Source organism: Kosakonia oryziphila, assembly GCF_900094795.1.
GTDB classification, from domain to species: domain Bacteria; phylum Pseudomonadota; class Gammaproteobacteria; order Enterobacterales; family Enterobacteriaceae; genus Kosakonia; species Kosakonia oryziphila.
Genome location: NZ_FMBC01000011.1, coordinates 1 through 25,871, shown reverse-complemented (window position 1 = coordinate 25,871; position 25,871 = coordinate 1). Strand labels below are relative to the sequence as shown.

At 50.9% G+C, this 25,871-nt stretch carries 23 protein-coding genes, 2 tRNA genes and 1 pseudogene; 7 read left to right on the top strand and 19 right to left on the bottom strand.

Going from position 1 to position 25,871, the window contains the following annotated elements:
- Positions 1-182 precede the first annotated feature (182 nt).
- The 7 genes from rpsO to GA0061070_RS07130 form a co-directional block, all read right to left on the bottom strand.
- Positions 183-452, bottom strand: a complete 270-nt coding sequence (gene rpsO, locus GA0061070_RS07160; RefSeq protein ID WP_007369931.1) for a 30S ribosomal protein S15 — start codon at positions 450-452, stop codon at positions 183-185.
- A gap of 147 nt (positions 453-599) precedes the next feature.
- Complete coding sequence (truB, locus tag GA0061070_RS07155) at positions 600-1,547, bottom strand: tRNA pseudouridine(55) synthase TruB (protein WP_090134856.1); 948 nt, start codon at positions 1,545-1,547, stop codon at positions 600-602.
- Positions 1,547-1,948 carry a 30S ribosome-binding factor RbfA gene (rbfA, locus tag GA0061070_RS07150; RefSeq protein ID WP_035887947.1) on the bottom strand — a complete coding sequence of 134 codons (402 nt, stop codon included), beginning with the start codon at positions 1,946-1,948 and terminating at the stop codon, positions 1,547-1,549. The genes truB and rbfA overlap by 1 nt, the downstream gene beginning before the upstream one ends.
- Before the next feature lie 204 nt (positions 1,949-2,152).
- Positions 2,153-4,864 (bottom strand): translation initiation factor IF-2, encoded by a 2,712-nt coding sequence (gene infB / locus GA0061070_RS07145; protein WP_090134854.1) that lies wholly within the window; start codon positions 4,862-4,864, stop codon positions 2,153-2,155.
- Positions 4,865-4,888: 24 nt separating this feature from the next.
- On the bottom strand, positions 4,889-6,376 hold the full coding sequence (nusA, locus tag GA0061070_RS07140) for a transcription termination factor NusA (protein WP_090134852.1): 1,488 nt from the start codon (positions 6,374-6,376) through the stop codon (positions 4,889-4,891).
- 28 nt (positions 6,377-6,404) lie between these two features.
- Complete coding sequence (gene rimP / locus GA0061070_RS07135) at positions 6,405-6,857, bottom strand: ribosome maturation factor RimP (protein ID WP_139109737.1); 453 nt, start codon at positions 6,855-6,857, stop codon at positions 6,405-6,407.
- Positions 6,858-7,065: 208 nt separating this feature from the next.
- Positions 7,066-7,142 (bottom strand) — tRNA-Met (locus GA0061070_RS07130).
- Positions 7,143-7,518: 376 nt separating this feature from the next.
- Between GA0061070_RS07130 and argG the strand changes: the two genes are divergently transcribed.
- On the top strand, positions 7,519-8,865 hold the full coding sequence (gene argG, locus GA0061070_RS07125) for an argininosuccinate synthase (protein WP_090134850.1): 1,347 nt from the start codon (positions 7,519-7,521) through the stop codon (positions 8,863-8,865).
- Between the two features lie 146 nt (positions 8,866-9,011).
- Here argG and GA0061070_RS07120 read toward each other — a convergent pair.
- From GA0061070_RS07120 to rlmE, 6 genes are all read right to left on the bottom strand, one after another.
- Positions 9,012-9,098: transfer RNA gene (locus tag GA0061070_RS07120), tRNA-Leu, on the bottom strand.
- Between the two features lie 9 nt (positions 9,099-9,107).
- Positions 9,108-9,446, bottom strand: a complete 339-nt coding sequence (secG, locus tag GA0061070_RS07115; RefSeq protein ID WP_090134848.1) for a preprotein translocase subunit SecG — start codon at positions 9,444-9,446, stop codon at positions 9,108-9,110.
- A 226-nt stretch (positions 9,447-9,672) separates the two neighbouring features.
- A complete protein-coding gene (gene glmM / locus GA0061070_RS07110; protein WP_090134846.1) occupies positions 9,673-11,010 on the bottom strand; it encodes a phosphoglucosamine mutase in 1,338 nt (445 codons plus the stop codon).
- A complete protein-coding gene (folP, locus tag GA0061070_RS07105; protein WP_090134844.1) occupies positions 11,003-11,851 on the bottom strand; it encodes a dihydropteroate synthase in 849 nt (282 codons plus the stop codon). The genes glmM and folP overlap by 8 nt, the downstream gene beginning before the upstream one ends.
- Positions 11,852-11,949: 98 nt before the next feature.
- Positions 11,950-13,881 (bottom strand): ATP-dependent zinc metalloprotease FtsH, encoded by a 1,932-nt coding sequence (gene ftsH / locus GA0061070_RS07100; RefSeq protein WP_090134842.1) that lies wholly within the window; start codon positions 13,879-13,881, stop codon positions 11,950-11,952.
- A 102-nt stretch (positions 13,882-13,983) separates the two neighbouring features.
- The gene (gene rlmE, locus GA0061070_RS07095) at positions 13,984-14,610 is read right to left on the bottom strand and encodes a 23S rRNA (uridine(2552)-2'-O)-methyltransferase RlmE (RefSeq protein ID WP_090134840.1); all 627 of its coding nucleotides are present in this window, start codon (positions 14,608-14,610) and stop codon (positions 13,984-13,986) included.
- 118 nt (positions 14,611-14,728) lie between these two features.
- Between rlmE and yhbY the strand changes: the two genes are divergently transcribed.
- The gene (yhbY, locus tag GA0061070_RS07090; RefSeq protein ID WP_090121608.1) at positions 14,729-15,022 is read left to right on the top strand and encodes a ribosome assembly RNA-binding protein YhbY; all 294 of its coding nucleotides are present in this window, start codon (positions 14,729-14,731) and stop codon (positions 15,020-15,022) included.
- Between the two features lie 152 nt (positions 15,023-15,174).
- Here the strand turns inward: yhbY and greA are convergent, their stop codons facing one another.
- Positions 15,175-15,651: a transcription elongation factor GreA gene (gene greA, locus GA0061070_RS07085; protein WP_035887959.1), complete on the bottom strand. Its 477-nt coding sequence runs from the start codon at positions 15,649-15,651 to the stop codon at positions 15,175-15,177.
- Positions 15,652-15,899: 248 nt separating this feature from the next.
- On the opposite strand from greA, the gene dacB reads away from it, so the two are divergent.
- The gene (gene dacB, locus GA0061070_RS07080) at positions 15,900-17,333 is read left to right on the top strand and encodes a serine-type D-Ala-D-Ala carboxypeptidase (RefSeq protein ID WP_090134838.1); all 1,434 of its coding nucleotides are present in this window, start codon (positions 15,900-15,902) and stop codon (positions 17,331-17,333) included.
- Positions 17,334-17,411: 78 nt separating this feature from the next.
- Here dacB and cgtA read toward each other — a convergent pair whose 3' ends face one another.
- The 4 genes from cgtA to rplU all read right to left on the bottom strand — a co-directional run bounded on the left by cgtA (position 17,412) and on the right by rplU (position 20,257).
- On the bottom strand, positions 17,412-18,590 hold the full coding sequence (gene cgtA, locus GA0061070_RS07075; RefSeq protein WP_090134835.1) for an Obg family GTPase CgtA: 1,179 nt from the start codon (positions 18,588-18,590) through the stop codon (positions 17,412-17,414).
- A gap of 15 nt (positions 18,591-18,605) precedes the next feature.
- Positions 18,606-19,571: a DMT family transporter gene (locus tag GA0061070_RS07070; protein ID WP_090134834.1), complete on the bottom strand. Its 966-nt coding sequence runs from the start codon at positions 19,569-19,571 to the stop codon at positions 18,606-18,608.
- A gap of 96 nt (positions 19,572-19,667) precedes the next feature.
- Positions 19,668-19,925: a 50S ribosomal protein L27 gene (gene rpmA / locus GA0061070_RS07065; protein ID WP_035887967.1), complete on the bottom strand. Its 258-nt coding sequence runs from the start codon at positions 19,923-19,925 to the stop codon at positions 19,668-19,670.
- A 20-nt stretch (positions 19,926-19,945) separates the two neighbouring features.
- On the bottom strand, positions 19,946-20,257 hold the full coding sequence (gene rplU, locus GA0061070_RS07060) for a 50S ribosomal protein L21 (protein WP_090134986.1): 312 nt from the start codon (positions 20,255-20,257) through the stop codon (positions 19,946-19,948).
- Between the two features lie 258 nt (positions 20,258-20,515).
- Between rplU and ispB the strand changes: the two genes are divergently transcribed.
- From ispB to GA0061070_RS07045, 3 genes and pseudogenes are all read left to right on the top strand, one after another.
- Positions 20,516-21,487, top strand: a complete 972-nt coding sequence (gene ispB / locus GA0061070_RS07055) for an octaprenyl diphosphate synthase (RefSeq protein WP_090134832.1) — start codon at positions 20,516-20,518, stop codon at positions 21,485-21,487.
- A 197-nt stretch (positions 21,488-21,684) separates the two neighbouring features.
- The gene (gene sfsB / locus GA0061070_RS07050) at positions 21,685-21,960 is read left to right on the top strand and encodes a DNA-binding transcriptional regulator SfsB (RefSeq protein WP_090134984.1); all 276 of its coding nucleotides are present in this window, start codon (positions 21,685-21,687) and stop codon (positions 21,958-21,960) included.
- A 26-nt stretch (positions 21,961-21,986) separates the two neighbouring features.
- Positions 21,987-22,377, top strand: a pseudogene (locus tag GA0061070_RS07045) (DDE-type integrase/transposase/recombinase); the annotation flags it as partial.
- 759 nt (positions 22,378-23,136) lie between these two features.
- Here GA0061070_RS07045 and GA0061070_RS25125 read toward each other — a convergent pair.
- Complete coding sequence (locus GA0061070_RS25125; RefSeq protein ID WP_167353547.1) at positions 23,137-23,394, bottom strand: hypothetical protein; 258 nt, start codon at positions 23,392-23,394, stop codon at positions 23,137-23,139.
- 380 nt (positions 23,395-23,774) lie between these two features.
- Here GA0061070_RS25125 and GA0061070_RS07040 point away from each other — a divergent pair.
- The coding region (locus GA0061070_RS07040; protein ID WP_208598157.1) for an inverse autotransporter beta domain-containing protein at positions 23,775-25,871 on the top strand (2,097 nt) is incomplete at its 3' end.

Below are 25,871 nucleotides of genomic sequence, written 5' to 3'. Positions count from 1 at the left end.
TTCATGCATCCTCGCGACTAATGACAACCCTAACCCGCCCCATTGCGGATAAAGCCTCTCATTAGCCGCGCGAACCTCTGCAGTGAAGACATACATGGCAACAATACATTAGTTTACTGCCAATTGCTGCCGCCTGGTTGAAAAAAGGGGCCATAAAGGCCCCTTCTTGAAACTCGCCAGAATTAGCGACGCAGACCCAGACGCTCGATCAGCGAGGTGTAGCGCGCAACATCTTTGCGTTTCAGGTAGTCGAGCAGTTTACGACGCTGAGAAACCATACGCAGCAGACCACGACGGCTGTGGTGATCTTTTTTGTGCTCTGCAAAGTGGCCCTGCAGGTGGTTGATCTGTGCAGTCAACAGAGCAACCTGAACATCGGTAGAACCGGTGTCGTTTGCATCACGACCAAACTCAGAAACGATTTTAGCTGTAGCTTCAGTACTTAGAGACATTTTAAAACTCCAAAGTATTTATAAATGAAAGGGCGCCGATCTCTAATTCAGCGCTCCAGGGTTTAACGCCGGGCAATGTTAAATACATAGCCCAACGTTAAGCGGCAATATTCTACTCGTAGTGACAGGTTCTCGCAAGGTAAGCCGTTATACAGCAGGATACTCAACAACCAGACGACGCGGCGCCACGCGACCATCATCATCCATCTCACCCATACCGATAAATTTACCTTCATCACCTTCCGTCACGCGTACCAGCCCCTCTTTTGGCGCGGCAGATGCGCGTACCGGCTGACCGTTTTTAAAATACGCGGCCACGACAGAAGGAATATTGACGACAGGAAAATCGGATGCCGGGCTGTCCATCGGCATCAACAGCGGATCCAGTAGCTGCGCCGCTGGAATATTCTGTTGCTCAGCCTGAGTCACCAGCTCATGCAGGTGTTCCAGGGTGACCATCCGCTCAACCGGGTATTTGCTCACCGCCAGTCGACGCAGGTAGATAACATGCGCGCCACAACCCAGCTTCTCGCCCAGATCGTCAATAATGGTGCGGATGTAAGTCCCTTTAGAACAGTGGATTTCCAGCTCCAGCTCATTACCTTCATGACGAATAAATAGCAACTCATAAACGGTAATAGGCCGGGGTTCACGCGGCACTTCAAGCCCCTGACGCGCATACTCGTAGAGTTTCTTTCCCTGATACTTCAGTGCGGAATACATTGATGGCACTTGCTGCGTATCGCCACGGAAGCTTTCCAGCGCCGCAGCCAATTGCTCGTCAGTAAAGGTTACCGGACGCTCTTCGACAATTTGCCCATCTGCATCAGAAGTGTCAGTTCGCTGGCCCAACCGTGCAATGACCCGATAGCGTTTATCAGAATCCAGCAGATACTGGGAAAACTTTGTCGCTTCACCCAGGCAAACTGGCAACATACCGGTCGCCAGTGGATCCAGCGCCCCGGTATGCCCGGCACGATTAGCATTGTAAAGGCGTTTGACCTTTTGCAGCACATCATTGCTTGATGCGCCTTGCTGTTTATCAAGCAGCAACACGCCATGCACGTCGCGACCACGACGACGAGGACGACTCATCAGTCCTCCTTGCTGTCATCCGGATTCACACGACGTTCATCATCATGCTTCACCACGCTGGTCACCAGGTTGGACATACGCATCCCTTCCACCAGCGAATTGTCGTAGAAGAAGGTCAGTTCCGGCACGATACGCAGGCGCATCGCTTTACCCAGCAGGGTACGAATAAAACCAGAAGCGTCCTGTAACGCTTTGATGCCCGCTTTAACAGAAGCTTCATCTTTGTCGTTAAGGAAGGTGACAAACACTTTGGCATAAGCCAGATCGCGGGAAACTTCAACACCGGATACGGTGGTCATCATCCCCAGTCGCGGATCTTTGATTTCACGCTGCAGGATAATCGCAATTTCTTTTTGCAGTTCCTGGGCTACGCGCTGCGGGCGACCAAATTCTTTCGCCATAATAATTCTCCAGACTAAAAAGGGGCCGTAGCCCCTTTTGATATTCTGCCGGGTGGCGCTTCGCTTACCCGGCCAACAATATTTGTATCCACTATGAATTGCGGGTTACAGCAGGACGACAAATTCATACCCCAGCAGCACAGATAACTCTGTAACTGGGGTGTGCACATGCCACCAACGCCGCAGCCCGAAAGGCGATGCGGATTACTCGATTGTGCGCTGAATTTCGATAATTTCGAACACTTCGATCATATCGCCAGTGCGCACATCGTTGTAGTTCTTCACGCCAATACCACATTCCATGCCGTTACGGACTTCGTTCACGTCATCTTTGAAGCGACGCAGAGATTCCAGCTCGCCTTCATAGATAACCACGTTGTCGCGCAGGACGCGGATCGGGTTGTGACGTTTAACCACGCCTTCAGTAACCATACAGCCTGCGATCGCGCCGAATTTCGGTGATTTGAACACATCACGAACTTCCGCCAGACCGATGATCTGCTGTTTCAGTTCTGGAGAGAGCATACCGCTCATCGCTGCTTTCACTTCGTCGATCAGGTTATAGATGACCGAGTAGTAACGCAGATCCAGACCTTCAGATTCGATAACGCGACGTGCAGAGGCATCAGCACGAACGTTAAAGCCAACCAGAATAGCGTTGGACGCAGCAGCCAGAGTCGCGTCGGTTTCGGTGATACCACCGACACCGGAACCCACGATCTTCACTTTCACTTCTTCAGTAGAGAGTTTCAGCAGAGAATCGGAGATTGCTTCGACAGAGCCCTGAACGTCAGCCTTCAGTACGATATTCACTTCGTGAACTTCGCCTTCAGTCATGTTGGCAAACATGTTTTCCAGTTTGGATTTCTGCTGACGCGCCAGTTTAACTTCGCGGAATTTACCCTGACGATACAGCGCAACTTCACGCGCTTTCTTCTCGTCACGCACCACGGTTGCTTCATCGCCCGCAGCAGGAACGCCGGAAAGACCGAGGATTTCCACCGGAATAGACGGACCCGCTTCAGTGACTTCACGGCCAAGCTCGTCACGCATCGCACGCACACGGCCGTATTCGAAGCCGCACAGAACGATATCGCCTTTATGCAGCGTACCTTCACGAACCAGAACGGAAGCAATCGGACCACGACCTTTATCCAGGAAGGATTCGATAACGACACCGCTCGCCATACCTTTACGGACAGCTTTCAATTCCAGCACTTCGGCCTGCAGCAGGATTGCATCCAGCAGGTCGTCGATACCTGTACCAGCTTTCGCAGAAACGTGTACGAACTGGCTTTCTCCACCCCACTCTTCCGGGATGATACCGTACTGAGCCAGTTCGTTTTTAACGCGATCCGGATCAGCTTCAGGTTTATCAATCTTGTTCACTGCAACCACCACCGGCACCTGCGCTGCTTTCGCATGCTGGATAGCTTCGATGGTTTGCGGCATGACGCCGTCGTCGGCAGCAACGACCAGAACAACGATGTCCGTCGCCTGAGCACCGCGAGCACGCATTGCAGTAAACGCGGCGTGGCCGGGGGTATCCAGGAAGGTGATCATACCGTTGTCGGTTTCAACGTGGTATGCACCAATGTGCTGAGTAATGCCGCCCGCTTCGCCGGAGGCCACTTTCGTCGAACGGATGTAGTCCAGCAGAGAGGTTTTACCGTGGTCAACGTGACCCATGATGGTCACAACCGGCGCGCGCGGTTCAGCCGCAGCCCCAGTATCACGGTCGCTCATTACCGCTTCTTCCAGCTCGTTTTCACGACGCAGGATCACTTTGTGGCCCATTTCTTCAGCAACGAGCTGCGCAGTTTCCTGGTCGATAACCTGGTTGATGGTTGCCATCGCACCCAATTTCATCATGGCTTTGATGACCTGAGAACCTTTAACGGCCATCTTGTTCGCCAGTTCACCAACGGTGAGGGTTTCACCGATTACCACGTCACGGTTAACCACCTGCGCTGGCTTCTGGAAGCCCTGCTGCAAAGCAGAACCTTTACGCTGACGGCCACCTTTGCCACCGCGAACCGCTGCACGCGCTTCTTCACGATCAGCTTTGCTTTCAGCGTGCTTGTTACCTTTCTTCGGACGCGGCGCTTTAGCAGTGCGGGTACGACCACGACCACCTTCAACTTCACGGTCGTTGTCATCTTCCGCCTGTCGCGCATGCTGCGAAGTGGTTACATGATAATCGCCGGTAGTCTCTTCTTCATCGCTGCTGGCTACCCAGCCATTTTCATTTTGTTCCGCCATACGACGAGCTTCTTCCGCTACGCGGCGCGCATTTTCTTCCAGTTTACGGCGAGCCTCTTCTTCCGCTTTGCGCTTGAGTTCTTGCGCTTCAGCTTCGCGACGGGATTTCTCCGTCTGGGCTGCCCTGGTCATTTCGTCAGATTGTTGGTTGCTCACTTTGCTATTTTCCGCAGCCTCGCGTTTTGCATTTTCAGCATGTTCGCGTTTAGCTTTTTCTTCAGCTTCACGTTTCAGACGACTTTCGGCCTCACGCTTCGCTTTTTCCTCGGCTTCGCGCTCAGCGGCTTCCTCTGCTTCACGACGAGCCTTCTCTTCCGCTTCACGCGTCGCCTCTTCTTCCGCAGCGAGACGTTCAGCCTCTTGTGGATCGCGTTTTACAAAGGTGCGTTTTTTACGGACTTCGATCTGCACCGATTTACTTTTACCACCGGTGCCCTGGATACTTAATGTGCTGCGCGTTTTGCGCTGCAGCGTCAGCTTATCCGGCGACGAACCGTGTTCACGGTTCAGGTGCGCCAGGAGCGTCTGCTTTTCTTGTGCCGTCACTGAGTCTTCAGCGGACTTGCGGATCCCTGCATCAGCAAATTGCTGTACCAGGCGGTCCACGGAGGTCTGAATCTCAGCGGCCAGCGTTTTTACGGTTACATCTGTCATGCTGTTCCTTCCTGCTACAGTTTATTACGCTTCGTCACCGAACCAGCAAATATTACGTGCGGCCATGATGAGCTCACCTGCTTTCTCGTCGGTTAACCCTTCGATATCACTCAGGTCATCCACGCCTTGCTCGGCGAGGTCTTCAAGCGTACAAACACCACGAGCAGCCAGTTTGAAAGCCAATGCACGATCCAGACCTTCCAGATTAAGCAGGTCATCAGCCGGCTCTTTATTGCCGCGACTCTCTTCCTGCGCCAATGCCAGAGTGGTCAGGGCATTTTTCGCACGATCGCGCAGGGCTTCAACGGTGTCTTCATCCAGACCGTCAATTTCCAGCAGCTCTTTAATTGGCACATAGGCCAGTTCTTCCAGCGTAGAGAAACCTTCTTCGACCAGGACGGTAGCGAAATCTTCGTCAATGCCCAGGTAACGGGTGAAGGTATCAATTGCCGCATGCGCTTCAGCCTGATGCTTGGACTGCAGGTCTTCAACGGTCATAACGTTGAGTTCCCAGCCACTCAGCTGAGACGCAAGACGCACGTTCTGACCGTTACGGCCGATAGCTTGCGCCAGGTTACCCGCCTCAACGGCGATATCCATGGTGTGCTTGTCTTCATCCACAACGATAGAAGCGACATCTGCTGGCGCCATCGCGTTGATCACGAACTGAGCCGGATTGTCGTCCCACAGCACGATATCAATACGCTCACCACCCAACTCGGTTGAAACCGCCTGAACACGCGCGCCACGCATACCAACGCAAGCACCGACCGGGTCGATACGCTTATCATTGGTCTTCACAGCGATTTTGGCGCGTGAACCCGGGTCGCGGGCTGCGGCTTTAATCTCAATCACTTCCTCGCCAATTTCCGGCACTTCGATGCGGAACAATTCGATCAGCATTTCCGGTTTGGAACGCGTGACGAACAGTTGAGCACCGCGCGCTTCAGGGCGCACAGCATACAGTACGCCACGGATGCGGTCGCCCGGACGGAAGTTTTCACGCGGCAACATGTCTTCACGCAGGATCACTGCTTCAGCATTGTTACCGAGATCAAGAGTGATGTTATCGCGGTTAACTTTTTTCACCACACCAGTGATGATTTCACCTTCGTGTTCACGGAACTGATCAACCACCATCGCGCGCTCCGCTTCACGCACTTTCTGTACGATAACCTGCTTCGCAGTTTGCGTGGTGATACGGTCAAAGGTCACAGATTCGATCTGATCCTCGACGTAGTCGCCGACATTCAGGCTTTCGTCTTCGTAGCGCGCCGCTTCAAGCGTGATTTCACGCGTCGGTTGCGTTACTTCTTCGACAATAACCCAGCGACGAAAAGTATCGAAATCACCACTTTTACGATCGATGCTTACGCGTACATCAATCTCTTGTTCATATTTTTTCTTGGTTGCTGTAGCTAAAGCACTTTCCAGCGCTTCAAAGATTTTTTCACGCGGAAGCGATTTTTCGTTAGAAACAGCTTCAACAACAGCCAAAATTTCTTTGTTCATTGGGGGCCTTTCACCTCAATCCAGACTGTTAAAAGTGGGGGACCAGGTTCGCTTTCTGAATATTACTCAACGCGAACACTTCATCTTTACCTTCGACCGTAACGGTGATCATCTCGCCATCTACATCCTTAATGATGCCCTGCCATTTACGGCGGTTCTGCACCGCCATACGCAGCACCAGCGAGACTTCGTCGCCCTTAAAGCGCGCATAATGCTCAGCCGTAAACAAAGGACGCTCAAGACCTGGTGAGGAAACTTCCAGGTTGTAAGCAACGGTAATCGGATCTTCAACATCCAGTACCGCACTGACCTGGTGGCTGACATCAGCGCAATCTTCAACATTGATGCCATCTTCACTATCAATATAGATGCGCAGCGTAGATGTGCGACCACGCACAAACTCGATACCGACCAGTTCATAGCCCAGTGCTTCAACCGGTGCCGTAATCATCTCTGTTAATTTTTGCTCTAATGTGGACAAGTCCACCCCCAAGACATAAAAAAAGGGCGTATAGCCCAGTTATTTCGTACTCAGATAACAAAAAACCCCGATAAATCGGGGCTTTAAATAACTGAACCCTATAGCCGCAACTGCGGCCTGGAGAACCTTCCGTGAGTATTTTTTTCAAATCCAGCTACGAAGGCATTAAGTCTTCATAGTATATTTGAAAAAAAACACTTAGGGAAAGTGGTTGCGGGGGCCGGATTTGAACCGACGACCTTCGGGTTATGAGCCCGACGAGCTACCAGGCTGCTCCACCCCGCGCCTGAAACGTGGCAAATTCTACCCGATTGAGCGTGAATCTGCAAATAATGCTGGGATTTGGTACCGAAGACGGGACGTAAAATCGGCCTGCATTATATTGATAAACATGACTATCTGTCAACTGCATGTTATGTACATCTGACAAACTGTCGACTATGCATTTTATCGCGGCAAATTATGCCTACATAAAAGATGTTTCATGCCAATAATTATGATGAAAATTGCTCTCTTCTCTTCCGGTTATCGCCAAAAGATGATTAAATGAAAACTCATTTATTTTGCATAACCATTCACTAAGATTTTCAAAATGAGTGGCAAATAGTATGGCGTGGCTGTTAAGTCTCTCACCATCTGTCTATCAAGCAGGGATTTTTTTATGACGACGATTCTCAAGCATCTTCCTACAGGTCAACGTATTGGTATCGCTTTCTCCGGCGGCCTGGACACCAGTGCGGCGCTGCTGTGGATGCGCCAGAAAGGCGCGGTTCCATATGCATACACCGCAAACCTGGGGCAACCGGATGAGGATGACTATGACGCGATTCCCCGTCGCGCGAAGGAATATGGTGCGGAAAATGCCCGCCTGATCGACTGCCGCAAGCAACTGGTCGCCGAAGGCATCGCAGCCATTCAGTGCGGCGCGTTCCACAATACCACGGGCGGTTTAACCTATTTTAACACCACCCCGCTCGGCCGTGCGGTTACCGGCACCATGCTGGTTGCAGCAATGAAAGAAGATGGCGTGAATATTTGGGGTGATGGCAGTACCTACAAAGGGAACGATATTGAGCGTTTCTATCGCTACGGGCTGCTAACCAACGCAGAGCTGAAAATCTACAAGCCATGGCTTGATACTGATTTTATCGATGAACTAGGCGGTCGTCAGGAAATGTCTGAATTCATGACTGCCTCCGGTTTTGATTACAAAATGTCAGCAGAAAAAGCGTACTCAACCGACTCCAACATGCTGGGCGCGACGCACGAAGCGAAGGATCTCGAATTCCTTAATTCCAGCGTTAAAATCGTCAACCCAATCATGGGTGTTAAATTCTGGGACGAGAAAGTCAAAATTCAGGCCGAAGAAGTGACCGTCCGTTTTGAACGTGGTCATCCGGTAGCGTTGAATGGCAAAACCTTTGCCGATGATGTTGAACTGATGCTAGAAGCGAACCGCATTGGTGGACGTCATGGGCTGGGCATGAGCGACCAGATTGAAAACCGTATCATCGAAGCGAAAAGCCGTGGTATTTACGAAGCGCCGGGGATGGCTCTACTGCATATTGCATATGAACGTCTGTTAACTGGTATTCACAATGAAGATACCATCGAACAGTATCACGCACATGGCCGTCAGTTGGGTCGTCTGCTGTATCAGGGCCGCTGGTTTGATCCGCAGGCGCTGATGCTACGTGACTCTTTACAACGTTGGGTGGCCAGCGCAATCACGGGTGAAGTGACGCTGGAACTGCGTCGCGGTAATGATTACTCGATCCTCAATACCATATCCGACAATCTGACTTACAAAGCAGAACGCCTGACTATGGAAAAAGGCGAGTCGGTGTTCTCTCCGGATGACCGTATTGGGCAGTTGACTATGCGCAACCTGGATATCACTGATACCCGTGAGAAACTCTTCAATTACGTGCAAACCGGCTTGCTCTCCACTACTTCCGGCAATGGCCTGCCGCAGGTAGAAAATCTGGAGAACAGCGAGAAGAAATAATCGCTAACGGATTAACAAAACGCCTGGTGATAGTCATCAGGCGTTAGACAAGCAAGAAACTGCCATCCTATATCAGTACTAGTCATTGCTTTTCCGGATTACGGACGAAAAAAAAGACATCTTACGATGTCTTTTTTCTGGAATATTGGTACCGAGGACGGGACTTGAACCCGTAAGCCCAATCGGGCACTACCACCTCAAGGTAGCGTGTCTACCAATTCCACCACCTCGGCACGACTTACTTAGTGCGGGATATCGCTGGTCGGCTGCGGCTGCGCCGGCGCTGTAGGCTGAGTTTGTTCACTCTTCGCCGGTGCGCTCAGATTTTCCCACTCGCTTCCTTTATTGGTTTTATTGCTGTTAACATTACCCAGCACAAGGCTGATGATAAAAAACAGAGTTGCCAGTATACCAGTCGTGCGAGTCATGAAGTTGCCAGAACCACTTGAACCGAACAACGTGCCAGACGCGCCAGCGCCAAAGGAGGCTCCCATATCAGCGCCTTTACCTTGTTGCAGCATAATCATGGCAACAAGTGCCAGAGCTACAATAAGGAAAACAACTAAAAGAGCTTCGTACATAATCAACCTGTTCCTTGCGGTATTGCCGCAGCAAATGCTTCAACCAATAAAAGTGGGCCGTTTTTTGCTTTCCCACTGAAGCGGGTGTGAATACTAACCAAAGCGAATGACCTTCGCAAGGGCAATTTCAGTGCATTTTATCAAGTGCGGAAAAAAACAGCAAAACTACGACTTCTGTTCCGTTAAAAGGCAGCAATAGCCGCCTTTTTAAGCACTTATCACGCCGTTATACGGCTTTCACCGCGTCGGCAATGCGATTTGCCAGCGCTGTCACCTGAGCTTCGTCTTCGCCTTCCACCATTACCCGAATTAACGGCTCGGTTCCCGACTTACGCAATAGCACACGCCCATAGCTGCCCAGAGTAGCTTCTACCTCAGCCATCGTCGTTTTTACATGCTCGTCTTCGAGCGGATCGCCCTTGCCAGCCGTAAAACGCACATTGACAAGCACCTGCGGGAACATCTTCATACCACTACATAAATCGTGCAGTGACATATGGTTGCGCACCATTGCCGCCACAACCTGTAAACCAGCAACGATACCATCTCCGGTCGTCGTTTTATCCAGCAGGATCACATGACCAGAGTTCTCTGCACCAATACGCCAGCCTTTTTCCTGCATTTTTTCGAGGACATAACGATCGCCTACTTTCGCGCGAGCAAAAGGGATGCCCAGTTGCTTAAGCGCCAGTTCCAGCCCCATATTGCTCATCAGCGTGCCAACAGCTCCGCCACGTAATTGTCCTTGACGCAAACCTTCACGCGCAATGATGTACATGATCTGGTCGCCATCAACTTTGTTACCTTCATGATCCACCATGATGACGCGATCGCCATCGCCATCAAAAGCGATACCAAGATCCGCTTTTTCTGCCAGAACACGTTGCTGCAATGCTCCAACATCCGTGGCACCGCATTTTTCATTGATATTTACGCCGTCAGGCTCACAACCCATGGTGATGACTTTCGCACCCAACTCGCGGAACACATTCGGTGCGATGTGGTAGGTTGCCCCGTTAGCGCAGTCAACTACGATTTTTAGCTCATTCAGGCTCAGTTCATTGGGGAATGTGGCTTTGCAGAATTCAATATAACGCCCGGCAGCATCAACAATGCGGCTTGCTTTACCCAGCTCAGCGGAATCGACGCAGGTCAGTTCTTTCTCCATTTCTGCCTCAATCGCTTCTTCAACCGCATCAGGCAGTTTAGTGCCATCAATTGAGAAGAACTTGATGCCGTTGTCATAAAACGGGTTATGCGATGCGGAAATAACAATACCTGCTTCAGCACGGAAAGTGCGCGTCAGATAGGCAACAGCCGGTGTCGGCATCGGACCGGTAAAGGAGGCGGACAACCCCGCAGCCGCCAGCCCGGCTTCAAGAGCCGATTCCAGCATATAACCGGAAATACGGGTGTCCTTACCAATAATAATTTTCCGTGAACCGTGGCGTGCCAGTACTTTTCCGGCGGCCCAACCCAGCTTGAGAACAAAATCTGGGGTGATCGGTGCGTCGCCGACTCGGCCGCGAATGCCATCGGTACCAAAATATTTACGATTACTCATAGCGTTTGTTTTCCTTCGCTGACAGCGTGGCTTCAACCACCCGCATAGCTTCTACTGTTTCTTTTACATCGTGAACACGAATAATCTGCGCACCTTGCATTGCCGCAATCACCGCACACGCAAGGCTCCCACTTAAACGTTCAGAAGGGCCAACGTTGAGCAGCTGTCCGACCATGGATTTACGTGACATCCCAACCAGTAGCGGCAATCCAAAATGATGAAATTCAGCCAGGCGGGCAAGCAGCGCATAATTGTGCGAGAGATTCTTACCGAAACCGAATCCCGGGTCGAGTATCAATTTCTCTTTTGCGATACCTGCCTTTTCGCAACGGGCAATATGTTCGACAAAGAAGCGATTTACGTCAGCAAACACATCGTCATACTTCGGCGCTTCTTGCATTGTTTTTGGTTGTCCCTGCATATGCATCAGGCACACCGGTAAACCGGTCGCAGCGGCAGCGTCCATCGCACCCGGCTCCGTTAACGAGCGGATATCATTAATAATATGTGCTCCTGCACGCGCGGACTCTCGAATGACCTCAGGCTTCGACGTATCAACAGAGATCCAGACCTCAAAACGCTGGGCTATCGCCTCAACCACCGGGATCACTCGCTCCAGTTCCTCTTCCACGCTGACTTCCGCCGCGCCAGGCCTTGTGGACTCCCCGCCAACATCCACAATTGTCGCCCCGGCGTTGATCATCAAATTGGCATGTTTGACTGCCTCAACTAACGTATTGTGTGTGCCACCATCGGAAAATGAATCCGGCGTAACGTTGAGGATCCCCATCACGTGCGGGTGGGAAAGATCGAGTGTGCTGCCCTGGGCGTCGAGTTTCATGACTTAAAGTCCCTGCGTTGTTGCGGTTAATACAATAAAGAAAACCCCGGAGCATGCCCCAGGGTTTTTTAGTTAGAACAGGTCCAGCAACAGATAACTTATTTGTCGCTCAGTTGCTCAGACATGGTGTTTCCTGGGTTCGGCGTACCCGGTTCATCAACCGGGCGCGGCGCACGCGGAGTGCCATTGTTGTCAGAGTTGTTCGCGCCAGGATCTTCCCAACCTGCCGGCGGACGTACCTCACGGCGCGCCATCAGGTCATCAATCTGCGGTGCATCAATGGTCTCATATTTCATCAGAGCATCCTTCATTGCATGCAGAATATCCATGTTATCATTCAGGATCTGACGTGCGCGATCATAATTACGCTCGATCAACGCTTTCACTTCCTGATCGATAATACGCGCGGTCTCATCGGACATATGTTTCGCTTTCGCCACAGAACGTCCAAGGAAAACCTCGCCTTCTTCTTCGGCGTAGAGCAACGGACCGAGTTTGTCAGAGAAGCCCCACTGGGTAACCATGTTACGCGCCAGGTTGGTCGCAACTTTAATATCGTTGGACGCACCAGTAGAAACATGCTCGACACCGTAGATAATCTCTTCCGCCAGGCGACCACCGTACAGCGTGGAGATCTGGCTTTCCAGTTTCTGACGGCTGGAGCTAATCGCATCACCTTCCGGCAGGAAGAAGGTCACACCCAATGCACGACCGCGCGGGATGATCGTCACTTTATGCACCGGATCATGTTCCGGCACCAGACGGCCAATAATGGCATGACCTGCTTCGTGGTAGGCCGTGGACTCTTTCTGCGCTTCCGTCATCACCATGGAGCGGCGTTCCGCACCCATCATGATTTTGTCTTTCGCTTTTTCGAACTCGACCATCGAAACCACGCGTTTGTTACCACGAGCGGCAAACAGTGCAGCTTCGTTGACCAGGTTCGCCAGATCGGCACCGGAGAAGCCCGGCGTACCGCGCGCAATAATCGCGGCATCGACATCAGGCGAAAGTGGTACGCGACGCATATGAACTTTCAGGATCTGCTCACGACCGCGAACATCCGGCAAACCAACTACAACCTGGCGGTCAAAACGGCCAGGACGCAGCAATGCAGGGTCGAGTACGTCAGGACGGTTCGTTGCAGCGATAACGATAATACCTTCGTTACCTTCAAAGCCGTCCATCTCAACCAGCATCTGGTTCAACGTTTGTTCACGTTCATCGTGACCGCCACCCAGGCCAGCGCCACGCTGGCGCCCAACGGCGTCAATTTCATCAATGAAGATAATACACGGTGCCGCTTTCTTGGCCTGCTCGAACATGTCGCGCACACGAGAAGCACCAACACCCACAAACATTTCAACGAAATCAGAACCGGAAATGGTGAAGAATGGAACCTTCGCCTCACCCGCAATGGCTTTCGCCAGCAGCGTTTTACCAGTACCCGGAGGGCCGACCATCAACACTCCTTTGGGGATCTTACCGCCCAGCTTCTGGAACCGGCTCGGCTCACGCAGATATTCGACTAGCTCGGCAACCTCTTCTTTCGCTTCGTCGCAGCCAGCAACGTCAGCAAAAGTGGTTTTGATCTGATCTTCAGTGAGCATGCGCGCTTTACTTTTACCGAACGACATAGCGCCTTTGCCACCGCCGCCCTGCATCTGTCGCATAAAGAAAATCCAGACACCAATCAGCAACAGCATCGGGAACCAGGAAATGAAGATATTAGCCAGCAGGCTCGGCTCTTCAGGCGGCTCACCAACAACCTTGACGTTTTTCGTCAGCAGGTTGTCAAGCAGTTTCGGATCGCTGACCGGGATGTAAGTCGTGTAACGGTTACTATCTTTCTTGGTAACGTTGATCTCACGTCCGTTGATACGCGCTTCGCGAACCTGGTCCTGGTTGACCTCTTGCAGGAAGGTAGAATAATCCACCTTGCGGCCATTAGACTCGCTGGGCCCAAAGCTCTGGAATACTGACATCAGCACAACGGCAATGACCAGCCAGAGTATTAGGTTTTTCGCCATGTCACTCAAGGGATTAACCTCATATTACAACTGTGTTAAAAACAGCGTCAGGATACAACATATCCAGTTTCTTTCAAACCAAAGGCCGAAATCAACGGGGTATCATTTTCGCCCGGTCGCTACAATATACACTTCGCGTGAACGCGCACGCGAAGAGTCCGGTTTACGCACTTTTACCTTCGTAAACATGGAACGAATTTCCGTGAGATATTCATCGAAACCTTCGCCCTGAAACACCTTTACTAAAAAACTTCCGCCTGGCGCCAGCACGTCGCGGCACATATCCAGCGCCAACTCAACCAGATACATCGAGCGAGGAATATCCACCGCTGGTGTTCCGCTCATGTTCGGTGCCATATCAGACATGACAACCTGGACTTTACTATCACCGACACGTTCCAGTAATGCTTTCAGCACTAATTCATCACGAAAATCGCCCTGAAGGAAGTCCACACCAACGATTGGATCCATCGGTAAAAGATCGCAAGCGATAATGCGGCCATTGCCGCCAATCTGAGTAACCGCATATTGCGACCACCCACCAGGCGCTGCACCGAGATCAACAACTGTCATCCCCGGCCTAAAAAGGTTGTCACTTTGCTGTATTTCATCAAGTTTAAACCAGGCACGGGAACGTAACCCTTTTTTCTGCGCCTGTTGAACATATTTATCGCTAAAGTGTTCCTGAAGCCAGCGGCTTGAGCTGGCAGAACGCTTTTTACCTGTCATTTAACTTTCCGTCTGGGTTCATCGTCGACATCGATAAATTTCGACGCACAATTTGGCGATACACAGGAGATGGCGGTAGAATGACCCGTTTTCAATCCCAACGTAAGCAAAATATACGATGAATCTGAGTACTAAACAAAAACAGCACCTGAAAGGTCTGGCACATCCGCTCAAGCCGGTAGTTATGCTTGGCAATAATGGTTTGACCGAAGGGGTGCTGGCCGAGATTGAACAAGCGTTAGAGCACCATGAACTTATCAAGGTGAAGATCGCCTCTGAAGACAGAGAAACTAAGTCCTTGATTGTGGAAGCTATCGTTCGCGAAACCGGCGCCTGCAATGTACAGGTCATCGGTAAAACGCTGGTGCTTTATCGCCCAACCGCGGAGCGTAAAATTTCGCTGCCACGCTAAGGATATCCTGAATTGAACACAAAAGCTGTGTAAAACGAGGGTTTTCCGCCAACAGACGAGCAAAATGCCACGCTCCTGGTATTGATAAAAGGCCGCAATGCGGCCTTTTTCCTTTCTTTACAATAGATCAACAAACGTGGCCTGCAGTGTCATCACAGGTATTCTACTTTGATGATTTCGTATTCAACTTCGCCACCCGGTGTGCGGATCACCACAACATCATCCTGCTCTTTACCTACAAGGCCACGCGCGATCGGTGAATTTACAGAGATAAGGTTCTGTTTAAAGTCAGCCTCGTCGTCACCAACAATGCGGTAAGTCTGTTCTTCGTCGTTATCAAGATTCAAGACGGTAACCGTTGCGCCAAAAATGACGCGGCCGTTTTTCGGCATTTTCGTGATATCGATAACCTGCGCATTGGAGAGCTTCGCTTCAATGTCTTTGATTCGGCCTTCGCAAAAACCCTGCTGTTCACGCGCAGCATGGTATTCAGCATTCTCTTTTAGATCGCCATGTTCGCGGGCTTCCGCAATAGCGGCGATGATTTCAGGGCGGCGAACGGATTTCAGAAACTCCAGCTCTTCGCGCAGTTTTTCGGCACCACGTAAGGTCATCGGAATAGCTTGCATTTGTTATACCTCTTAAACATTCCTGTAAGGAGCGTTAGCCCGCCCCGTCTGCTCTGTCTCTCCGCGTACAGCGTTTCTCGCCGGGCAAGAGCAAAAGAAAAACTGGCCCAAGGACAAAGCCCCAGGTCAGCTACAATTTTTCAGTTTGATACGTATTTTACCCGGAAGTTCACTATGGGTCATCGTTTACTTTCCGGGGCGTTGCGCCGTAGTATGACGGCTTGTTTCCTGGTTGTTAGCGCGAGATTATGCGATTTTCTAGCTTTATCATTGGATTGACCACTAGTATAGCCCTGACTGCTCAGGCTGCGAATGTTGACGAATATATTAATCAACTTCCGGACGGCGCGAATTTAGCACTGATGGTTCAAAAAGTAGGCGCTCAGGCGCCCGAGATTGATTACCACGGTAAGCAAATGGCGCTTCCTGCGAGTACGCAAAAGGTGATCACCGCATTGGCGGCACTTTTGCAGCTTGGGCCGGACTTTCGCTTTACAACCACGCTGGAAAGCAAAGGTTCTGTCGAAAATGGAGTATTAAAAGGCGACTTAATTGCACGATTTGGCGGCGATCCGACGTTAAAACGCCAGGATATCCGCAATATGATTAACGCGCTGAAAAAGTCAGGTGTGCAGAAAATCGATGGTAACGTACTGATCGATACCTCCATCTTTGCCAGCCACGATAAAGCTCCGGGCTGGCCCTGGAATGATCTGACGCAGTGCTTTAGCGCTCCCCCGGCAGCGGCAATTATCGATCGCAACTGCTTCTCGGTGTCACTTTATAGTGCGCAAAAACCAGGCGATCTGGCCTATGTCCGCATCGCCTCTTATTACCCCGTCAATATGTTCAGCCAGGTTCGCACTCTGCCGCGTGGTTCATCAGAAGCACAATATTGTGAACTCGACGTCGTGCCCGGCGATTTAAACCGCTTCACACTGACTGGCTGTCTGCCACAGCGAGCAGATCCGCTCCCGCTGGCTTTCGCTATCCAGGACGGCGCAAGCTATGCTGGTGCCATTATTAAAGACGAACTCAAGACAGCAGGCATCACTTACACTGGCACGCTGCTACGACAGACGCAGGAAAACCAGCCAGGTACGGTGATCGCCAGCAAGCAATCAGCACCATTACACGACCTGCTAAAGATTATGCTAAAGAAATCGGACAATATGATTGCCGATACCGTCTTTCGCATGATCGGACATGCTCATTTTGGCGTGCCTGGTACCTGGCGAGCGGGCTCAGATGCAGTTCGTCAGATTCTGCGCCAGCAGGCCAGTGTTGATTTGGGAAATACGATTATTGCAGATGGTTCAGGTCTGTCGCGCCATAATTTGCTGGCGCCGTCAACCATGATGCAGGTGCTGCAATATATTGCGCAGCATGATACTGAGCTCAACTTTATCTCTATGCTGCCGCTGGCTGGATACGATGGTTCGCTGCAATACCGTGCAGGCCTGCATGAAGCTGGCGTAGATGGTAAGGTTTCTGCGAAGACCGGGTCATTGCAGGGTGTGTATAATCTGGCCGGATTTATTACTACCGCCAGCGGTCAACGGATGGCCTTTGTGCAGTACCTCTCAGGCTATGCGGTGGAACCTGCGGATCAACGAAACCGTCGTATTCCGTTAGTTCGCTTTGAGAGCCGTCTGTACAAAGATATCTACCAGAATAACTAATAAAAATGCCGGGTAGTTCCGCACTGCCCCGGCATTTCCGTGATTACGGCGCCCCGAGAAATCAGGGCGCTTCAGGTATTAACGTTTGTAGATGAACTCGACGCCTTCTTCGTCGCCTTCGTCCCAGTCGTCATCCCACTCTTCATCATCTTCAGCCGCCGCGTCAGCATCTTCGAGCTGTTGGCGATGATAATCATCCCACATAAACTCAACTTTCTCAGGCTGCTGCTCTTCCTGAGCTTGCGCGATCGGGTTTTCAATGATGAACGTCATCACATCCCAGCACAGTTCTTTGACGCCCTGCTGACTGGCAGCAGAAATCAGGTAGAATTTATCTTTCCAGCCCAGTGCTTCCACGATCGCTTTCGCTCTCTCTTCCGCTTCAGCTTTGTCCATCAGGTCAATCTTGTTGAACACCAACCAACGCGGTTTAGAAGCCAGCTTTTCGCTGTATTTTTCCAGCTCGCCGACGATAACGCGCGCGTTTTCAGCCGGATCTGAACCATCGATCGGATCGATGTCGATCAGATGCAGCAACACACGGCAGCGTTCCAGATGTTTCAGGAAGCGGATCCCAAGACCTGCACCATCGGCAGCCCCTTCAATCAGCCCTGGGATATCTGCAACAACAAAGCTTTTTTCGTTATCCATACGGACAACGCCCAGGCTCGGTACCAGCGTAGTAAACGGATAATCCGCCACTTTCGGCTTAGCAGCAGACACAGCACGAATAAAGGTTGATTTACCCGCATTCGGCATCCCAAGCATTCCCACGTCTGCCAGCAGCATCAGTTCCAGTTGCAGATCGCGTTTATCACCCGGTGTACCCATCGTTTTCTGACGCGGAGTACGGTTAACGGATGATTTAAAACGGGTATTACCCAGACCATGCCAGCCGCCTTTGGCAACCATCAGACGCTGACCATGTTTGGTCATGTCACCCATGGTTTCGCCAGTACCCTGATCGATGACACGCGTACCAACCGGCACCTTCACAGTGATGTCTTTACCGCGTTTCCCAGTACAATCCCGGCTCTGACCGTTCTGACCACGCTCTGCGCGGAAAGATTTTTCAAAACGGTAGTCAATCAGCGTGTTCAGGTTTTCGTCCGCTTCCAGCCAGACATCGCCACCGTCACCGCCATCGCCACCGTCAGGGCCGCCATTCGGAATATACTTCTCACGACGGAAGCTTACACAGCCGTTACCACCATCACCCGCCACGACAAGGATCGTAGCTTCATCAACAAACTTCATTTTACTCTCCGTAACTCATTCGCCTGAGCGGGGCACAGTGACAACCACTTCACGACTGCGCCAACGTCCCAGCAGACGATGGCCAATAGCGGAAAACATGGCGCCCGCAACCACGACAAACGCACCGAGATAACCGACCAGGTTTAACATCGGTCTGGCGAAAACATCGGGCCAGGCCATTGATAACAAATCTGAAAATAACAACGTAAACAGCGGCGTCAAGGTAATCAATGCGCTTACCTGAGCTGCCTGCCAGCGCGCCATTGCTTCCGCCAGCGCACCGTATCCAACCAATGTATTCAGCCCGCAGAAAATCAGGCAAGTGAGTTGCCATTTGCTCAACTGGAACAGTACGCCGGGCTTTGCCAGCGGCAATAATGCTATAGTACATAAAGTGTACAGCAAAAAGAGGATTTGCTGAGACGCCAGGCGACGCAATAATATTTTTTGCGCGACACCGTAACTCACCCACACCATTGCCGCACCGACCCCAAAAATGACACCCCAGGTGTAATCGGTCAGTCGGGTAAAAATCTCCACCAGGCTGGTATTGAAAAACATCACAAGGCCACTGATGAGCAACAATGCACCAATTACCTGGGTACCACGCATCTTCTCTTTTAGAATAAAAACGCTGGCAATCATCATACCTACGGGAGAAAGCTGACCTATCACCTGCGAGGCCGTCGGGCTGACGTACTGTAAGGAAGAGCTGAACAGGATAAAGTTCCCGGACAACCCACCAGTGGCAATAGCCAACAAAATTAGCCAACGCGGCTTACGAAACATTTGCAGTGGAGGAAGTCTCCTCTTGTAGCCCAGAATCAAGCCAAGGCCGACTCCTGCCATTAAAAAGCGATAAAACACCACCGTAGGCGGCTCCATCACTTCCAGCACCTGTTTCATCGCAATAGGTAGCGCACCCCAGCACATCGCGGTGATGAGCGCCAGAGCGATACCTATGCCTGCCTGCTGTTTCATGCCCGTATTCCCAGCCAGAAATTTTGCCGGACTTCTAATGTAAAAAGCCCCGCAACGTGTTGCGGGGCTTTCTTCCGTTACCGGGACGCGAAAAACTTATTCAGCAACGATGCTGATAAATTTACGGTTTTTCGGGCCTTTAACTTCGAACTTAACTTTACCGTCAGTCAAAGCGAACAGAGTATGGTCACGGCCGCAACCTACGTTAGGGCCAGCATGGAACTTGGTGCCACGCTGACGAACGATAATGCTACCTGCCAGAACTGCTTCACCGCCAAAGCGTTTTACGCCCAGACGTTTAGCTTCTGAATCGCGACCGTTACGAGTTGAGCCGCCAGCCTTTTTATGTGCCATTTAAATCTACTCCTCAGGTCTTAGGCGCTGATGCCAGTAATTTTCACATCAGTGAACCACTGACGATGGCCCTGCTGCTTACGGTAGTGTTTACGACGACGAAACTTAACGATTTTAACTTTCTCGCCACGACCATGAGCAACAACTTCAGCTTTGATTAGGCCGCCATCAACGAAAGGAACGCCGATTTTGACTTCTTCACCATTTGCGATCATCAGAACTTCAGCAAACTCAACAGATTCGCCAGTTGCGATGTCCAGCTTTTCCAGGCGAACGGTCTGACCTTCGCTTACTCGGTGTTGTTTACCACCACTTTGGAAAACCGCGTACATATAAAACTCCGCTTCCGCGCACATATTCTGATCAATCAGAGTGCGCTACAAATATTCACAATAGGGCGCGAATATTACGCAAATCGCGAGGCTTTGACAAGAGAGATCGTCACTCATCGAAGAAAAAAAACACAACTTGTAAGGTAACGTTTATCTGGCGCGTTTTTACAGTACAATCAACAATACTATTCTAACCCGTAACCCTTTGTTATCCCATTTTGATATGTGGTAAACAGGACTGAAAGCCCGGCTTTTGCGATGAATTTAGAAAAAATCAATGAGTTAACCGCGCAAGATATGGCGGGTGTGAATGCGACGATCCTGCAACAACTCAACTCAGATGTTCAGCTAATTAACCAGTTGGGTTATTACATCGTGAGCGGCGGTGGCAAACGCATCCGCCCAATGATAGCAGTACTGGCGGCGCGCGCCGTTGGATATGAAGGCAATTCACACATCACGATCGCAGCGCTGATCGAATTTATTCACACTGCGACACTTCTGCATGACGATGTTGTGGATGAATCAGACATGCGCCGCGGCAAAGCGACAGCCAATGCTGCATTTGGTAACGCAGCCAGCGTGCTGGTCGGGGATTTTATCTATACTCGTGCTTTCCAGATGATGACCAGTCTCGGTTCGCTGAAGGTGCTGGAAGTGATGTCAGATGCTGTGAACGTCATTGCTGAAGGTGAAGTGCTGCAATTGATGAACGTCAACGACCCGAACATCACCGAAGAAAACTACATGCGCGTCATCTACAGCAAAACAGCACGTCTGTTTGAAGCAGCGGCGCAATGTTCCGGTCTGCTGGCTAGCTGCAGCGAAGCACAGGAAAAAGGGTTGCAGGATTACGGCCGTTATCTGGGAACCGCGTTCCAGTTGATCGACGACTTGCTGGATTACAGCGCTGATGGCGAGACATTGGGTAAAAACACCGGTGATGACCTGAACGAGGGGAAACCGACGTTGCCGCTGTTGCATGCGATGCACCACGGTACTTCGGAACAAGCACAGATGATTCGCGAAGCCATTGAGCAAGGTAATGGTCGGCATCTTCTGGAACCTGTACTGGAAGCAATGGCAGCTTGCGGCTCCCTGGAGTGGACCCGTCGTCGTGCCGAAGAAGAAGCTGATAAGGCGATTTCTGCTCTACAGGTTCTGCCTGATACGCCGTGGAGAGAGGCGCTGATCGGCCTGGCACATATCGCCGTGCAACGCGATCATTAACCCTTCCTGACTCCCGCGCATTGGCGCGGGGTCGCTCCTGTAAGTTTCCATAAAAAAAAACAAAAAACCCTTCAACACCTTGACGTTTCTACCTTGTCAAAATCCTAAAACATGAAATATACATGAACTTTTTAGAACAAAAACTCATGTATGAGTATAGTAAAAGGATTGGTATCAACCTCTATCAGGGAGATGTTATGGAAACGAAATTCATCGACTGGCATCAAGCCGATATTATTGCGGGGCTACGTAAAAAAGGGACATCACTGGCAGCAGAATCGCGAAAAAACGGGTTAAGCTCGTCCACCCTTGCGAATGCACTGTCCCGTTCCTGGCCGAAAGGAGAGTTGATTATCGCCAGGGCGCTGGGAACAGAACCGTGGGTAATATGGCCATCGCGCTATTACGATCCCGTCACGCATGCGTTTATTGATAAAACAAAGCTCATGCGCAAAAAGCGCGGTGATAAGTAAGTAAAACGGCACTGTTGCAAAGTTTCAGTGCCGATTTTTATCGCTCCCCACATTGTAACAGCAAAGCTGCATACCGGTTCCTGGGTAACATCCTCAACAACGTGAAGAAATGCCAGATCCCGCGATTTATCAACAGGGATAAAGTGCCCATCTATGGCCATACACTCGCTCTATTCAAACGCGAAGGCCGATGTCCGTCTGATGTTGAACACCGACAGATTAAGTACCGGAATAACTTCATTGACGTGTGATCATGCCACTCCGGGATTAAAATCCATGAAGACGGCTTACACCACCATCAGAGGTATCGAGGTGATGCGTACACTGCGCAAAGGTCAGACCTCTACATTTTGTCATGATGCTCCTCTAGACAAGATGCGTCTGGTAAGCAGAGTTTTTGAAATACAAGGCCTTTAATAAGACAAAGGCTACCTCATCGCGAATTTTGCGGCAGTGCCATCTTTCATTACTTTAGTTTCTTTGCAAGGGCAAGAAAAATAAGACTTACAGGCACAACAACAAGGATATTGTAAAATAAAAAAATGATTAACAGTTCCTTAACTGTATAATTCTGCACACAAATTAAAATTGCAGCAATTGATACTACAATAAAGAGGATGTAAACCATAAACAGAATTATCTTGCAATTCAATATTATTGCTCCAAATGGGTTGATTAACTACGTATGTGTGATTTTTTCCGATACTTGAGAACCGCAAATGGCAAAAACTCCGCCCCATGCAATACACTGACTATCCATAAATTCATAACGCTTTTAATTTCTCAAGTAATACATACAGATTGAGAACACCTGTGGCATATATTATCAATATTATTCTTACATCAACTTCACATATTAAACAAAACACCAACGGCATACCCACCACTATTTAACCAATACCACATAAATTTGACTTACATCAAAAAGCGCCCTATCGCATTGATGGAAATGAAAATATGTGAAGTAAACATTCCTTTCCGCTGAGCATGTTATTAGCGATTTTTAATTTTCCTTAGGACATTTCCTGGCTATAAATATGATTTTTCTGGTCGACATACATCGGAACTATCAGAGGGCATGCGCAATTAACTGAGTTAAGGTGATAATTTAAAATCAACACCCCACAGTGAATCCAAAATTTAAACAATACTCACTTCTGACTTATTTAATTTGAATTATTTTACATTGCTGAATAATTCCGTTTTTTCTTTTTTCGGAGAAATACAACCACACCAGGGGATATTATTTCCGCAAATCCTTTTGTGCCGCGTCATATTACATTCTGTATTTACCGCCAGAAGGGAAGAGTCTGAATGAACAACATTGTATTTAACCACTGGAATCAAATTAACGTATGATAATATCTCCAGCATTCTCTCGCTCACCCAGACAGCTAAAATCCACTGCTTGGCTGTGTCTGTTTTTGCAGGCATTCTCCGCCACCACCTCTATAGTTGCCCCCCTCACACTGGCCTCAACAGTGGTCCGCAGTACAGCTTCAACAATGACGCCGTCTGAACTTGCTAGCCTGCCGGTACAACCCTATTTCCTGCGACAGGACGAAACTCCAGCCTCCGTGGCCGCCACTTTTGGTCTCTCACTAGCTCAACTAGAGACTGTTAACCGGTTCCGTACCTTTCGGGTTCCTTTTGCACAACTCGGCACTGGCGATGAAATTGATGTCCCCACTTCCGCGGCCATAAATACGATACAGTCACAAATGGTCAGACAGACACCGAATAACATACGCCGCCAGAATGATGGGGAGACGAGAGCCGCCCTGATAGCCCAGAACGTACAAACCATGGGAGGCATGCTAGATAGTTCACGCAACGGGGGCGCTGCCGCCGGCATGGCCCGTTCAATGGCCACCGGAGCGGCAAACGACGCCGTCCAACAGTGGCTGGGGCAGTTTGGCACTGCGCAAGCACAATTGAGTCTTAATGAGAAAAACTCCCTCGCAAACAGCAGTGTTGACTGGCTTATTCCGGTTTATGACAGCCCGAAGAACATGTTTTTCAGCCAGATAGGTGCACGCAATAAGGATGGTCGCAACACCCTTAACCTCGGCTTGGGGATGCGCTGGTTTTCTTCGCGCTGGATGTTCGGCTTCAACAATTTCTTTGATGATGATATCACCGGCAACAACCGCCGGATTGGATTCGGTGCTGAGGCCCGGACCGATTATCTTCAGTTCGCTGGTAATACGTACTTTCGCCTTAACAATTGGCATCAGTCCAGAGATTTTTCTGACTATGACGAGCGGCCAGCGAATGGCTTTGATGCGCGTATGGATGGATGGCTACCAGCATACCCACAACTCGGCGGCAAACTGATGTATGAGCAGTACTACGGTAATGAAGTTGCCTTGTTTGGCAAGGATAACCGCCAGCGTAACCCGTATGCGGTCACCGTCGGCCTGAACTGGACACCATTCCCCCTGCTGACACTGGGTGTGGATGAGCGTATGGGAAAAAGTGGACAAAACGAAACCAGTGTTAACCTGCAACTGACCTGGCGACCAGATGACTCCCTGTCCTCGCAGTTGTCGTCCGACGGCGTATCAGCCTCCCGTCTGGTGGAGCATAGCCGGTATGATCTGGTGGATCGCAACAACAACATTGTGCTGGATTATCGTAAGCAGGAACTGATTCAGCTAGCGCTGAACACGAGTAACATTACCGGTGCCGCCGGTACCACATGGCCCCTGAACACTGCTGTGCAATCAAAGTACGGGGTACGTACAGTAATACTGAACGCTACCAGTTTTACAGCAGCAGGCGGGACAGTGACCCCTCAGGACAAAACACACTTCAGCCTGACACTACCAGAGTACCGGATGGCGCAACAGAATCCAGATGGAGGGGCGGCGGCGAACAATTTGAACACGTATACATTAACAGTGGTAGCAGAAGATGAGAAGGGGAACCTGTCCCCGTCAAAAACGGTGACAGTGACAGTGCTACCACCAGTGCTGAGCATAGATGGCGCACTACAGGTGAGTAACGACAACGCACCGGCAAACAACAAGACAACAATAACGGTAACGGCACTCATCGGTGACAGTAACGGGCATGCAGTAAAAAACCAGCCGATGACGTTCACCACTACATATGCAGACGGCAGCACAAACATACAGACTGCCGTAACTAATGCGGAGGGTCGGGCTAGCGTGGACATAACCTCACGTGTTGCCGGCACGGCAACGGTGGTGGTGACGGCAGGAACAGCCTCGAAGAGCACGCAGGTACATTTTATAGCAACGGACATTGATGCATCCCACTCTGTGCTAACTATCACTCCACCATCCATTCTGGCGAACGGCAGTGCCGTGGCAACGCTGTACCTGCAGGCCAGGGACGCGGCAGGTAACCCAGTGACAGGAAAGGCGGCGCAACTGAACTTCCCAGGGATTGGGGTTAGGGTCGCTGTCAGCGCAGCAACAGAATCGCCTGTGGGATCCGGGGACTATACTGCGCAGGTTAATGGTACTCAACCGGGGACAGTAACCCTGGGGGTAACCCTTGACGGCAGTGCCATGGCGGGGTTGAATGCCGATCTGACACTGACGGCTGACAGCGGCAGCGCCTCCCTCACCAACAGCGGAGCCGGGCTGAGCACACTGACCGATGACGCCGTGGCCAATGGCACCGCCACCGACAGCGTGAAGGCCGTCGTGACCGACGCCCACGGCAACCCGGTGGCCGGCGTCAGTGTCGGCTTCAGCGCGGACAACGGCGCCACCATCGCCGCCACCGGCACCACCGGGGCGGACGGCAGCGTGACGGTGACCCTGACCAGCACCACGGCCGGGACCAGCACCGTCACCGCCACCCTCGGCAGCAGCACCGCCACCACCGCCGCACGCTTTGTGGCTGACAGCGGCAGCGCCTCCCTCACCAACAGCGGA